We start from the raw sequence: 14,128 nt of genomic DNA, 5'->3' as shown, positions 1-14,128 counted from the left end.
GACGTGCTTTTTGACGTATAGTTAAAATACCCTAAAAACGCTACGGTATTGCTGATATCAATTTTTCGTAGCCTCTGTCTGCGCAGGCACAGCAAGCAAGGAAAATTGATATTAGCAGTGCGTGATGTATCGATATTACTTTTCACTCACTATACTTTTGACTAAATACTGCAACGTGCTACATTAAGCCGATAATAACCAAAGCCTATTTACTATAACAATGAGATAAGGAATCATCATGCAAGCAGTTTTTTTAGATAAAGGTACGTTTTCTGATAACGTCGAACTATCAGCACCAGCTGGTGTCACTGATTACATTACCTACGATGATACGCCTCAAGCGCTGATTATTGAGCGCTGTCAACATGCAGATATTATTATTACCAATAAAGTGCAGATCAGTGCTGATGTGATTGCTAATCTACCCAAGTTGAAGCTCATTCAACTGACCGCCACTGGCATGAACAACGTCGACCAAGATGCTTGTATTGAGCATGGGATCGCCCTTTATAACGTTGCTGGTTACGCAGTAAAAAGCGTTCCAGAACATACCTTTATGCTGATGTTAAATGCGATGCGTGCAGGCTTACATTATCATAATAAAGTCATCGACGGTACGTGGGTAGAGGATGGTAATTTTTGTTTGCTTGATACACCACTAATCGATTTAGAGGATAAAACGCTGGGTATTATTGGTATCGGCACCATTGGTAAACGCGTCACTGAAATCGCGCGTGCTTTTGGCATGACGGTACTATGGGCGGAGCGTCAAGGGTGTGCGCCGCGTAATGATGATTATACGGCTTTTGATGAAGTACTTGCTCGTGCTGATGTGATTAGCTTACATTGCCCTTTAAACGATGATACCAAGCATTTAATTAATAAAGACACACTGGCAAAAATGAGCAAAAAATTACTGCTAATCAACGTTGCGCGCGGTGGTATCGTCGATAGTAAAGCACTGGCTGATGCCATTAATAATGAGCAGATTTTAGGCTATGGTAGTGATGTCTTTGAGCAAGAGCCCATCGCTGCTAATGATCCTTTACTTGCGCTTGGCGATCATCCGCGCGTGATATTTAGTCCGCACAATGCATGGGGCAGTAAAAGCGCGCAAGAAACTTTATGGCAAATGCTCAGCAAACAAGTCACTGACTTTATTAATAAGGCTTAGAAAGCAATTAATACCTAGAAAAAACTAACGAGTAAAATGCAGCCATTCGTCTTTAATTTTACGGTATTTAAGCATGATACGATCGGTGACATAATTATTATTCACGTGCCAAGGATAACGATCACCTTGTTTTGGTAATTGATGTTTGGCACGGCTGACATACCCTGCTGATAGCGCGCCAAGTACCGTATCCGGCTGCATATTTACTTGCTCTTGTTCCGTCTCAGCCTGCGCACATACTGTTTTATAGCCTTCTTTGTTCATATAATTCAATAAGCGCAGCACATATTGACAAGCCATATCAATCTTTAGTGTCCAAGAGGCGTTAGTATAGCCGAACATGATTGCCATATTAGGCACACCATCAAGCAGTACGGCTTTATAGGTCATCCGTGCGCCTACATCAATTTGCTGCCCATCGACATATAAATCAGCACCGCCGAGCATCTGTAATTTAAGACCAGTTGCCGTCACAATGATATCAGCCTCTAAATGCTTGCCTGATGCCAAGGCAATACCTGTTTGGGTAAAATGGCTAATCTTATCGGTAACCACATCAGCACGCTTGCTATGCAAAGCTTGAAACAAGTCGCTATCAGGCACCGCACATAAACGCTCTTCCCACGGATTATAAGCGGGTTTAAAGTGGGCAACATCAACGCCACTGCCTTTGAGCTCTTTTTTGACTCTATGGTTTAACAGCGCTTTTATAACTTTAGGCGCGTACATCGCTGTTCGATAAACCCCTTGTTGAAACATCACATTGCGCGTGCGCAACAAAGTATAAGCTTGGGCTTTTGATAAGGGCGAAAACTTACCTGATAATAATTCAAGCGCATGATCATCGCCTGGTACGCTTGCGACATACGTTGGTGAGCGTTGTAACATGGTGACATGGCGGGCACGTTGTTCGCTACTTTCATCGACCAATGCCGGTATCAATGTCATCGCTGTCGCCCCACTACCGATGACAACCACTTTTTTATCATCATAGTGCGTATCTTGCCAATGTTGCGGGTGGACTATCTCACCTTTAAATTTTTCTTCATCTTTGAAATGTGGTCTATAACCAGTCTCATAATCATAATAACCGGTTGCGCCAACGACGAAATTCGCGGTTAAGGTGAATACTTCACCGCTGGTATGATTTTTAATCATCGCCGTCCATTGTTGACTACTACTTGACCACGATAGCTGCTGTAGCTCATGTTGATAGCGGATATGTTCTACAACTTTGAACTCACGGGCAGTATCAGCGATATAGCTCTTAATGTCTGCGCCTTTTGCCAACATTTTATGGTCTAACCATGGGCGGAAGCTATAGCCAAACGTTAACGCATCAGAGTCAGAGCGAATACCAGGATAAGTGAATAAATCCCATGTACCACCCAAATCCTCGCGTTTCTCTAAGATTAAAAAACGCTCGCTAGAATTTTTCTCTTTATTCTTACGTTTTTGTTTTATAGCATTTGCACTATTAAAAAAACCTCGATAGCGTTTTTGCGAGCTCTGCTGCAAATGGCAAGCCATACTAATACCAGCGATACCAGCACCGATGATAAGCACCTCGCAATCTACTGGAATATCTACTGAACGCTCTGTAGCTCTAAATCGATTCTTAAGCGCCTGCTTAGTAGCAGTAATAGCAAGCATAATACGATCCTTATTTTTGCATGATAAATTTCATACTCAGAGTACAAAAGTACTCCAAAAATATCATACTTTCATATTAATGGATTTTAGTTGGTTTTGAAACACCGGAAACGATAATTTATCGCTTTTATAAAATAGCCTCTAAGCTTAAACAGAAAATGGAAAAACAAACCTGTTAAAAAGGTGTTGGACTTTCCCAGTCCATCCATGCGCCAAGTGTAGGATGCTTGAGACGCAGTTGTTGTGCATGCAGATTCAGTCTTGGCGCAATCTCTAATGCCGCACCTTCTGCATAAATGGGATCGCCAATCATTACATGCCCGACATGCACCATATGTACGCGCAATTGATGACTACGACCGGTAACTGGTTTTAATAATACCCGAGTGACTATCTGACCATCGCATTCCTCATGCGCCAATATTTCGTATAACGTCAGCGCATGTTTTGGCCAATCATGGTCGACGATATGGCGTGGTTTGGTGGTTGGTTCATAACGTACTGGTGCGGATATCTTGCCAGTTGCGCCCACACTTTTCCACTGCCCAAATACCCGTGCTTGGTATTTTTTTTGTGGTAGCCGTTCAATAAACTGCTTACTAATATTAGTTTGTGCCGCAGCGTTTTTTGCAAAGATTAACAACCCTGAGGTATCCATATCAAGGCGATGGATGAGTTTGACTGCTGGATTGGCGCGCTCAAGCCGAGCAAGCAAACTGACCTTTAATGTCTTACCATCGACACTTAGTAGTCCTTCTGGCTTGTCAACGACCCAAATATCATCGTCTTCATAGACAGTAACCTTTTTCGCAAATGTTTGAAAAAACTCAAGCGGATAGGCATTTTCTTGCGCATTAAGGGCATTGATCTTTTCATCAGTAAAAGGCATAACAGTGGGCTACTTATATCAGTAAAAGGCATAATAGTGTGATTGGACATATAAATCATTCTCAACGATGAAGTAAAATTTGAGAGAATGGTAAATTTTGAAATAAATGTGACGATAAACAAAGCAAGTGACAGATAAATCATAAGCTGTATCGTTATGTGTTGATTCATTGTGCTAATCGTAATTGTTAAACAATTTAACCAGCCTGCGTCTGTCAACTCTGGGCAAACATGTTAATATAATGGCAGATTTCTAGCCATTATTAACATTTTTAGCCTGTCATCGTTTTGGTATGACGTTTATCGTTTTATAGATAAATGGTGACAGAAATAATAAAACAAGAGAGAAAAATTATGTCAGACCTTATTGTTAATACCACCGATGCTAACTTTGACCAAGACGTACTACAATCTGACGTGCCAGTATTAGTAGATTTTTGGGCAACATGGTGTGGTCCTTGTAAAGCGATCGCTCCTATTTTAGAAGATTTAGCGACTGAGTACCAAGGTAAAGTTAAAATCGTTAAAGTTGACGTTGATAACAACCCACAAGCGGCAAGCCGTTTCGGTATTCGCAACATTCCCACCCTATTCGTCTTTAAAGATGGCGAAAAAGTAGATTCAGTAATGGGTCTACAACCAAAGGCTGAATTGGCAAAAGTATTAGACAAACATTTATAAGTGGCAGTTTATTTAAAATCAATGATTGCTGGTGTTTACTAATTTTTAGTGACTCCAATGTAAGCCATTTAGAATATAAAAAGCACTCTCAAAAAAGCTGTTGTCTGAACCAGATAATGGCTTTTTTGCTGCTTTTATGAGCAAAAAACTGGATTATATGACTTTTTTGGCAAAAATTATTGACAATGCTATCTTGAAGGTCGTATAGTCTGCTCATAAGAGAAAACCAATTGTTTTCATAAATATCTTGTCGCTACTCTCCCCGTGTTTATCAACAAAAACACCATCGTCATTATTAAAAAACACTACTGACCGAATGACTAAACACAATGAATTATATTGAGTTTTTGACGCAGACTCTTATGTAGACTTCTTTATTTTCATTTTTGTGACTTTGCCTATATTTCTTACAACAAGTAACAAGCTGGCACGTAAAATCAAATCTACATAAACCTCAACGCTGTGTATACATCCTCTATCGCCCTAATACTATTGTTTAATCAATATCGTGATTTGTGCAGATAATGACATCTCTCATCTGACCAACTGCTAATGACCTATCTATGAATCTAACTGAATTAAAGAAAAAATCAATCGCTGAGCTATTGGCTATCGCCAAAGAAATGGGCCTTGATAATATGGCACGTAGCCGTAAGCAAGACATTATCTTTGCTATTTTGAAAACCCATGCCCGTAACGGTGAGGCCATCTATGGTGATGGTGTGCTTGAAGTGCTCCCGGATGGTTTTGGCTTTTTGCGCTCATCAGAAGGCTCTTACTTAGCAGGTCCTGACGATATCTATGTCAGTCCTAGCCAAATTCGCCGTTTTAGCCTCAAAACAGGCGACAGTATCGCAGGCACTATTCGTCCACCAAAAGACTCTGAGCGTTATTTTGCGCTATTAAAGGTTGGCGAAATCAACTTTGATACGCCAGATCGCTCGCGCCATAAGCTCATTTTTGAAAACTTAACACCCCTATTCCCAACCGAACACCTCAAACTTGAGCTTGGCAACGGCACCACTGAGGACTTGACCGGTCGAATCATTGACCTAATTGCCCCCATTGGTAAAGGTCAGCGCTCTATTATTGTTGCACCGCCAAAAGCCGGTAAAACAATGCTATTGCAAACTATTGCCCAATCAATCACGCGTAACAATCCTGAATGTTATTTGATTGTCTTACTGATTGATGAACGTCCAGAAGAAGTGACTGAGATGGTACGTACGGTACGTGGTGAAGTGGTTGCCTCGACCTTTGATGAGCCACCGCAGCGTCATGTACAAGTAGCTGAGATGGTCATCGAAAAAGCCAAGCGTTTGGTCGAGCACAAGCAGGATGTGGTTATTTTGCTTGACTCTATTACTCGTCTCGCCCGCGCCTATAACACCGTTATTCCATCATCAGGTAAAGTGTTGACCGGTGGTCTCGATGCCAATGCCCTTGAACGTCCAAAGCGCTTCTTTGGTGCTGCACGTAACATCGAAGAAGGTGGTAGCTTAACCATTATTGCCAGCGCCCTTATTGATACCGGCAGTAAAATGGATAGTGTTATCTTTGAAGAATTCAAAGGTACAGGTAACCAAGAAATCACCCTCGAACGTGATTTGGCTGAAAAACGCGTCTTCCCTGCTATCAATATCAAAAAATCTGGCACGCGCCGAGAAGAGCGCCTACTTAGTGAAGATAAGCTACGTAAGGTTTGGATTTTACGTAAATTACTTCAACCAATGGATGGTGTACAAGCGACTGAATTTCTATTGGACCGCTTAAAAGAAGCGAAAACCAATGACGAATTCTTCGAGCAAATGAAACGTAAATCACAAAACTAATTTACCATCATTTCTTGTGGTTCACATAAGTAGCTAATCAATCTTTAAGGCTGCCTAAAAGGCAGTCTTTTTGCTTTTGTGGTCCTCGAAATAGAGTTATCTAAAACAGTTAGCTTACTATCAGTAGTAATACAATAACCCTAAGCAAAAGCACTACCAACGATACAGTGGAGCAACATGCTTTACAGAGCAATTGCAAAGCTTAGCGTTTCTACTACGACCACCAGTACATTAACGGTGGTACTATTAGACATGGGATAAAGGTACTTTATTAATCAGTGCTGGAAGGAATCAGTACTGAATTTCAATCTTGATAACTCAATAGGTAATATTATGAAACTTGCTAAAACGATCGCAATGACGGCTCTTACTAGCTCTGCTCTTATCATGGGCGGCTGCGCAACTAACGGTTATAACACTGGTTTGAGCAACACTGCTAAAGCTGCCACTGCCGGTGCTGCTGCTGGAGCGCTTATCAGAAGTAAAGGTGATAGTAAAGACATCGCACGTGGTGCAATAGCTGGTGCTGCTCTTGGTGGTGCCGGTGGTTATATCTATGACCAAACCAGATAATTCGTTTTAAGTTTTAAATAGCTATCTTATAATATTTTATATTAAGAAATTATTAGTTATTGAAGTAAAAATCCTGCAATTAATTGCAGGATTTTTTTGTTTAGCGATTGGCCGATTGACTAAAGATAAGTGCTTTTATAATGCGCCGCTAAACGTATCACAAGACTGCACATTGCCACTCTCTAAACCACGAGTAAACCATTGCACACGCTGTTGGCTGGTGCCATGAGTAAAGTTATCAGGGACGACTGCGCCACCACTAGCTCGCGCTAAGCGATCATCACCAATTTGACTGGCGGCATTGATGGCCTCATCTATATCGCCTGGCTCCAAGAACTGTACCCGCTGTTGATTGCGCTGTGCCCAGACGCCAGCGAAACAATCAGCCTGCAGCTCCTGTAGTACAGATAATTTATTTGCTTGCGCCCCTGTCACTTGACGACTGGCTTCATTAACTTGCTGGGTAATACCGAGCAAAGTCTGCACGTGATGACCGACTTCATGCGAGATGACATAAGCTTGAGCAAAATCTCCCGCTTTATCTTCATTATTGCTATCTCCTGAACCCTGTATATCACCAGAAATACCTAGATTTTGACGCATCTCTACAAAAAATGATTTATCTAGATAAACGGTCTGATCGCCTGGGCAATAAAAAGGTCCAGTCGCCGAGCTGGCACTGCCACAAGCTGAGCTAATCTGTCCATTAAATAAAATCAGTGACGGCTCTTTATAAGTACTTCCCGCCTCGTTAAATACCTGATGCCAAACCTCTTCAGTATCGGCCAATATGACTTTAACAAACCGTGTATCACGATCATCGCTGGTTGCAGGCTCAGTGGACGTATTACCTCCGCCACCCGCTATTACTTGACCTGTCTGTAACGCAGTCATTGGGTTTACCCCAAATACTAACCATAGAATACCAGCAATAATGATACCACCAATACCACCGCCGATCATTTTACCGCCGCCACTGCTAGTACGCACGTTAGAACTGCCGCGTCTGCCTTCCCATTTCATAGTCTTACTCCCGAAAATACGATAACGTCTGCTATTCGTACTAATAATTATTCATGTTATATAGTTTTTAGTTCAATCCTTTGATTCAACCCTTTAAACCGCTAAGACAATGTGTAATAGATTAATCAATCATTTTAAGATACTTGCACTGTATTTATCTTTATACTCGACTACTATTGTATGAATTCACTCTACTAACCGCCATATTACTTAGCCTATTTTAAGAAATAGATAGAAAGGAGTAAGAATAGCAATACATAGAGATCTTCTTAGAAAAGTCTGATGTTGTTGATTATACTTCGATTAATTTGACTTATTGTATTAAGAATTATGTTAGATAGGTAAAGTAAAACCCCATTTACAATTTTATTGTAACTTAATTGTACACCCCCTTTCCATCCAGAAAGAAATACTATAGAATGCGTGAAAGCTGAGTAGCTGTAACTAAGACTAGTTGAATTCTGAGATATCTCGGACATTCAACCTTTTTTGCTGCTACTGCTCATTCAATTATCCCGGAGAAAACCTTATGAAACTTAAATTACTTGCTCTAGCTGGTATCATGGCTGCAACTATGGGCTTAACTGCCTGTGACAGCAACAAAGAAAACGCTGCTGAAGATTTATCTGACGCAAAAGAAGAAGTGACTGATGCTTCACAAGAACTAGATCAAGCTGCTGCTGAAGGCGAAGCTGTTCCTGCTGAAGCTGATGCTGCTGTTGCCGGTGCTGAAGCTGAAATCGCTGATGCACAACTTGCTACTGCTACTGACGAAATCGATGCTGAAGTACCTGTAGACGGTACTACTACAAGCGTTGACGTAGCTAGCGAAACTCCAGCTGTAGACGCAGCTGACGAAGTTGTAGTTGAAGAACCAGCTCAGTAATTTTTATTTTTATAAATAAAAATACTGTATTAAAAAAAGAGAGCCTATGCTCTCTTTTTTTATGGCTGTTATTTATGATTTTATAAGTCGTTTAAAACAAAAGATATAAATCTATACCAGACGCAGCGTATTCTTTTTACAGCCAATCAGTTATAGTGCGTATAGCGCGATAAAAACACAGTAAAAAAGCAGCACTAATCTAGTGATACTCTTAAATCAGCTATTTTTCAAAAATACCCACCAATACTATTCATCAAATAAGCGCTCATCGACTTTTTGACGAAATTTTTGTCCTGTTTTGAAGGTAACAACGCGACGTGCTGATACAGCAACAGGCTCCCCTGTTTTAGGGTTACGACCTGGGCGGCTATTTTTATCTTTAAGCTCGAAGTTGCCAAAGCCTGAAAGCTTGACCTCTTTGCCATCAATCAAACTCTCTGACAATTCGTCAAAAAAATTCTCTACCAAACAGCGGCCTTCTTGGCGTGTAAGGTTTAGATGACTCATCAAATGCTCAATCATGTCAGATTTGGTTAAGGTGCTCACAGTACGACTCCTATGCTATGTCGTGATATCGAATATCATGGTTTAGCGGTATGAGGATTAATGTTAACTATTATAAAGGTTTTTTACCGTCTTTTTGATAAAGACTGCATTTAAATCCTTTATTAATAACCACTTAACTCATTTTCGAAAAATTTGTATGAAAAACAGCTTATATAAAAAGCAGTTCTTGCAAATTACGGTTTTAAGAAGAACAATGCTCCATAGCCTCGTTTATAAAAAGGCTATAGAGCATGGTATCTTTTACAATGAGAGGTTAGCTGTCACGCAACTGTGCTGAATGCTGATCCGTTAGCGCTTGCACCACCTTGTCAGTAGCTATTTTTACCGCTTCATCAGATAACGTTTGCGTTTTCTCTTGCCATATTAGTGCAAAGGCTAATGAACGTTGACCAGTCGGTACCTTGTCGCCTTGATAAACGTCAAACAACCATAGATCAGTCAACAGATCACCTGCAGCAGCGCGTATGGTTGATTCTAACGTCTGCAAACTGATATCACTATCTACTAAGACGGCTATATCACGGCGTACTTGTGGGAATTTGCTTGGTGTGGTGATTGCGTGCTGTTCGCGAGCAAGCGTTAGCAGTGGTGCAAGAGACAATTGCGCGACCCAAGTAGCAGGCAAATCTAACTGTTTAGCAGTATTAGGATGTAATTGTCCCAACCAACCGATATAGTGGTCATCGATATATAGTTTGGCGCTTTGCCCAGGGTGTAAGAAATTCAGCGCACTACGCTCATAGCGAATACGTGTGCTATCGATTTTTACCGGTAATAATTGCTCAATATCATGCTTCAAATCATAAAAATCTAGCGCACGATTCTGATAAGCCTGCTCATCCCAGATATCGCCAACTGCCACTAGAGCAATACTTGGCGTTTGTACTAAGTCACTAACACTATGACCGACAAAGCTCAGCCCCGTCTCAAAAAAACGTACGCGCGACTGCTGGCGATTTAAGTTGTATTGCACGCATGGCAATAAACTTGATAGCAAAGTACGACGCATCACCGCTAAATCACTAGAGATAGGATTAGCTAGCGCCAACACTTCTCCTAATGCTTCATCATCAAGCAAGGCTTCTAGTTTGGCATCACTAAAGCTAAAGCTAATCGCTTCCATATAACCATTATCGACTAGCGCTAGCTTCATCTCATGGGTCAAGTCTGCGGTATCGTCATAGTCCATACTGACTTGCAAGTGCGGCAATACACTTGGAATATTGTCATAGCCATAAATACGGGCAATCTCTTCGATTAGATCCTCGCGGATGCTCATATCAAAGCGATATGATGGCGGCTTGCAAATCAGGCTATCTGCCTGCTGCTCTACTTCAAACCCTAATTGGGTCAAAATACGCACCATGACTGCGGGCTCAATTTCAATGCCGATAACATCACGAGCCTTTGTAATCGGTAAGGTAATGGCCGCACGTGTTGGTAAATGCTCAACATGTTCAGCTTTTATTATTTGCCCAGCTTGACCAGCAGTAACGCTAATAATGAGATCACAAGCGCGTGCTAGTGCTAGCTCTGGTAACTCAAAATCTACGCCACGCTCAAAACGTTGCGACGCATCAGTATGTAAGCCAAAACGACGTGCGCGTGCAGCGATTGCCAATGGATTAAAAAAGGCACTTTCTAATACGATATTGGTGGTGCTATCGGTGACGCTGCTACGCTGACCGCCCATAATACCGGCAAGTGCAAGGACACCTTTATCATCTGCAATCACTAACTCATCGCCCGTTAAGGTGATGGTCTGCTCGTTAAGCAAAATAATGCTTTCTTGCGGCTGTGCCAAACGCACCACGATATCACCAACGATGGTATCGGCATCAAACGCATGCAGCGGTTGACCCAACTCCATCAACACATAGTTAGTCACATCAACTAAGAAGTTATGCGAGCGTAGTCCTGATTGTACTAGTGCATCTTGCATCCATTTTGGTGTATCGATGCTGCGATCAATATTGATAATCGATTGTAATAAATAACGTGGGCAAGCGTCGACTGCATTTACTGTCACGGCTGGCGTTGCTTCATTATGAGTAGAGACAACATTTTTAGGGATATTTGGCATTTGCATAGGCAAATCGTTAATCACTGATATCTCACGAGCAATACCGCGCACGCTAAAACAATCACCGCGGTTTGGCGTGATAGAGATATCCAGTATCTGATTGTCTAAACCCAAATACTCACGAATATCCATGCCAACTGGCGCATCATTAGGCAGCTCGAGCAAGCCATCGATATCATCGACTAAGTCAATTTCAGACGCACCGCACAACATACCATTAGAAGCTACGCCGCGTAGGTTGCCGTTTTTAATTTGGAAACCCGCTTTACCATTACTGACGTCATCAGAAGGTAAAACAGCTCCAACGGTCGCAACCGGTGCTTTCATACCGACAGTGACGTTAGGCGCACCGCAAACAATTTGCAAAGGTTCAGCTTCGCCAACATTGACCTGCGTGACACGCAATTTGTCCGCATCTGGATGTTGCTCGACGCTGATCACTTCACCGACGACCACACCACTAAAAGCACGGGCAACTGCATAGCTATCGTCAATCTCAAGTCCTGCCATGGTTAATTGATCGGCCAATTGCTCACTGCTATTTGCAGGATTTACCCATTGACGTAGCCACTGTTCGCTAATTTTCATAAATATCTCGGATCAGAATTTTATAATAAAGATTTTGAATTAAAGGTTGCACTATTAATAATGAAAATCTAGCCAAACTGCTTTAAAAAACGTACGTCGTTTTGGAAAAACAAACGCAAATCATCGATGCCGTAATACAGCATCGCAAAGCGTTCAATGCCCATACCAAAGGCAAAACCCGTATATTTTTCGGCATCAATACCGCAGTTGGTCAGCACTTGTGGATGCACCATCCCGCAGCCCATGACCTCTAACCATTTGCCATTATCATCGAGGATATCTACTTCAGCAGAAGGCTCGGTAAACGGGAAAAATGACGGACGAAAACGAACGGTCAATTCTTTGGCAAAGAATGCTTCTAAGAACTCGCTAATCAAGCCTTTTAGCTCAGCAAAAGTGCTAGATTCTGTGACCATGAGCCCTTCTAGCTGATGAAACATCGGCGAATGGGTTTGATCTGAGTCATTACGATAGACGCGACCTGGACAAATAATACGAATCGGTGGCTCGTTCTTTTCCATGGTACGGATTTGCACCGGACTGGTATGCGTACGCAATAGATAGTGCGCATCAAAATAGAACGTATCATGCATCGCGCGGGCAGGGTGATGCGACGGAATATTGAGTGCTTCAAAATTATAGTAATCGCTCTCGACTTCAGGGCCAGTAGCGACATTAAAGCCTGCTTGTATAAAATACTGCTGCATACGCTGGGTAATCATCGTCACCGGATGCAAATGACCTTTTTGACCACCGCGAGCAGGCAAGGTGATATCAATACTTTCGGCTTCGAGCTTGGCATTTAGCGCTGCAACTTCTAGCTGCTGTTGCTGATCAGTTAATGCTTGCTGAATGCGGCTACGCACTTGATGTAACCAACCACCATAGGTTTTTTTGTCGTCAGCATCTAGTTTACCCATCTGCTTTGACCAGCCGGTTAATGGGCTCTTTTTACCAGTCAATTGCACACGCAAATCTTGTAATATGCGGGTATCGCTGACTTGTAATATTAAGGCTTCAGCAGCGCTGGTAAATTCAATAAGCTGAGTTTCATTAAGCTCATTGATCTCTGAGGATAAGGTCGGTAGCGCCGACAAATCGTTGCTAGCAGCAGGGGTAGTCATAAGACGCATCATTCCTGATTTAAACGGACTATTAATTATAGTGATTTGTAATTGTAGAGATTTGACCAAATATTGCAAACCATTTACCTAATCACTTTAAAATAATATTAGTTATATGAATGGCTTGAATATTTAGACGATTATAAATATCGTTTCATAAAGATTGTATCTATGCTCGGCACTCATAGTATTAACCGTAAAATACTTTACTATAAAAAAAGCCACCGACCAGCGGTAGCTTTTATTAATATCATACTATTAATCAATATTAGTCCTATCCATTTAGATAGTCGCGTGTGAAGCATTACTTATAAGTAATGGATTAAAAAGCGGCATACCTAAAGGACAGTTAATATTTAGGCCAATTCCGCTTTTGCTTTTTCGACCAATGCTGTGAAAGTCGCTGCATCATGCATAGCGATGTCAGCAAGTACGCGACGATCGATTGAGATGTTGGCTTTTTTCATACCATTAATAAAGCGGCTATAGCTTAAGCCGTTTAAGCGTGCACCAGCATTGATACGTGCAATCCAAAGACGACGGAAAGTACGTTTTTTGTTGCGACGGTCACGATAAGCATATTGACCAGCTTTGGTCACTGCTTGTACCGCTACACGGTAAACACGTGAACGGGCACCGTAGTAGCCTTTTGCGCGTTTTAGGATTTTTTTGTGACGACGATTCGCCTGTACACCACGTTTTACACGGGCCATAAATTACTCCAAGATTTCTTTAATTAAGCGAGTAACGATGTTATTAAATTATAAGCATCGTTTTCAGATTGCAAAGTCAAGTATTTTTAATCAAAATATTTTTGATCAAACCCAAATGACGATAGCCTATTAGATGTATGGGCACATACGACGAACTGCTGCTTCGTCAGACTTGTCCACCATCTTTAGACCGCGCAACTGGCGAATACGCTTAGCTGATTTCTTGGTCAAGATATGGCTTTTGAATGCTTGCTTACGCTTGAAGCCATTCGCTGTTTTTTTGAAGCGTTTAGCGGCACCGCTTCTGGTTTTCATCTTAACTTTCATGATGATTTGCCTCTTT

At 41.6% G+C, this 14,128-nt stretch carries 13 protein-coding genes; 5 read left to right on the top strand and 8 right to left on the bottom strand.

The features are described 5' to 3' along the window. The first annotated feature begins 238 nt into the window (after positions 1 to 238). Complete coding sequence (locus WAZ74_RS02445; RefSeq protein WP_422305436.1) at positions 239 to 1,174, top strand: D-2-hydroxyacid dehydrogenase; 936 nt, start codon at positions 239 to 241, stop codon at positions 1,172 to 1,174. Between the two features lie 24 nt (positions 1,175 to 1,198). Here the strand turns inward: WAZ74_RS02445 and WAZ74_RS02440 are convergent, their stop codons facing one another. Then, positions 1,199 to 2,704 (bottom strand): flavin-containing monooxygenase, encoded by a 1,506-nt coding sequence (locus WAZ74_RS02440; protein WP_422305503.1) that lies wholly within the window; start codon positions 2,702 to 2,704, stop codon positions 1,199 to 1,201. A 298-nt stretch (positions 2,705 to 3,002) separates the two neighbouring features. After that, positions 3,003 to 3,716, bottom strand: a complete 714-nt coding sequence (locus WAZ74_RS02435; RefSeq protein WP_422305434.1) for an RluA family pseudouridine synthase — start codon at positions 3,714 to 3,716, stop codon at positions 3,003 to 3,005. A gap of 353 nt (positions 3,717 to 4,069) precedes the next feature. Between WAZ74_RS02435 and trxA the strand changes: the two genes are divergently transcribed. From trxA to WAZ74_RS02420, 3 genes are all read left to right on the top strand, one after another. Beyond that, positions 4,070 to 4,396 (top strand): thioredoxin, encoded by a 327-nt coding sequence (gene trxA / locus WAZ74_RS02430; protein ID WP_021812773.1) that lies wholly within the window; start codon positions 4,070 to 4,072, stop codon positions 4,394 to 4,396. 563 nt (positions 4,397 to 4,959) lie between these two features. Beyond that, on the top strand, positions 4,960 to 6,228 hold the full coding sequence (rho, locus tag WAZ74_RS02425) for a transcription termination factor Rho (RefSeq protein WP_422305429.1): 1,269 nt from the start codon (positions 4,960 to 4,962) through the stop codon (positions 6,226 to 6,228). Positions 6,229 to 6,561: 333 nt separating this feature from the next. After that, the gene (locus tag WAZ74_RS02420; protein WP_422305427.1) at positions 6,562 to 6,801 is read left to right on the top strand and encodes a hypothetical protein; all 240 of its coding nucleotides are present in this window, start codon (positions 6,562 to 6,564) and stop codon (positions 6,799 to 6,801) included. A 135-nt stretch (positions 6,802 to 6,936) separates the two neighbouring features. On the opposite strand, the gene WAZ74_RS02415 is transcribed toward WAZ74_RS02420, so the two are convergent. Next, the gene (locus WAZ74_RS02415) at positions 6,937 to 7,824 is read right to left on the bottom strand and encodes a neutral zinc metallopeptidase (protein ID WP_422305425.1); all 888 of its coding nucleotides are present in this window, start codon (positions 7,822 to 7,824) and stop codon (positions 6,937 to 6,939) included. 529 nt (positions 7,825 to 8,353) lie between these two features. Between WAZ74_RS02415 and WAZ74_RS02410 the strand changes: the two genes are divergently transcribed. Next, positions 8,354 to 8,710, top strand: a complete 357-nt coding sequence (locus WAZ74_RS02410; protein ID WP_422305423.1) for a hypothetical protein — start codon at positions 8,354 to 8,356, stop codon at positions 8,708 to 8,710. A gap of 246 nt (positions 8,711 to 8,956) precedes the next feature. Here WAZ74_RS02410 and WAZ74_RS02405 read toward each other — a convergent pair whose 3' ends face one another. From WAZ74_RS02405 to rpmI, 5 genes are all read right to left on the bottom strand, one after another. Then, entirely contained in the window at positions 8,957 to 9,256 is a 300-nt protein-coding gene (locus WAZ74_RS02405) for an integration host factor subunit alpha (protein WP_422305421.1), read from the bottom strand. 274 nt (positions 9,257 to 9,530) lie between these two features. Continuing rightward, positions 9,531 to 11,948, bottom strand: coding sequence for a phenylalanine--tRNA ligase subunit beta (gene pheT, locus WAZ74_RS02400; protein WP_422305419.1), 2,418 nt, complete (start codon positions 11,946 to 11,948; stop codon positions 9,531 to 9,533). 68 nt (positions 11,949 to 12,016) lie between these two features. After that, positions 12,017 to 13,072 carry a phenylalanine--tRNA ligase subunit alpha gene (pheS, locus tag WAZ74_RS02395; protein WP_422305417.1) on the bottom strand — a complete coding sequence of 352 codons (1,056 nt, stop codon included), beginning with the start codon at positions 13,070 to 13,072 and terminating at the stop codon, positions 12,017 to 12,019. 356 nt (positions 13,073 to 13,428) lie between these two features. Beyond that, the gene (rplT, locus tag WAZ74_RS02390) at positions 13,429 to 13,785 is read right to left on the bottom strand and encodes a 50S ribosomal protein L20 (protein ID WP_010197865.1); all 357 of its coding nucleotides are present in this window, start codon (positions 13,783 to 13,785) and stop codon (positions 13,429 to 13,431) included. 129 nt (positions 13,786 to 13,914) lie between these two features. Then, the gene (gene rpmI / locus WAZ74_RS02385; RefSeq protein WP_011281253.1) at positions 13,915 to 14,112 is read right to left on the bottom strand and encodes a 50S ribosomal protein L35; all 198 of its coding nucleotides are present in this window, start codon (positions 14,110 to 14,112) and stop codon (positions 13,915 to 13,917) included. Between the last annotated feature and the right edge of the window lie 16 nt (positions 14,113 to 14,128).

This window comes from Psychrobacter sp. (assembly GCF_049295055.1).
Lineage (GTDB): Bacteria > Pseudomonadota > Gammaproteobacteria > Pseudomonadales > Moraxellaceae > Psychrobacter.
This window is presented reverse-complemented; position numbering and strand designations above follow the sequence as displayed.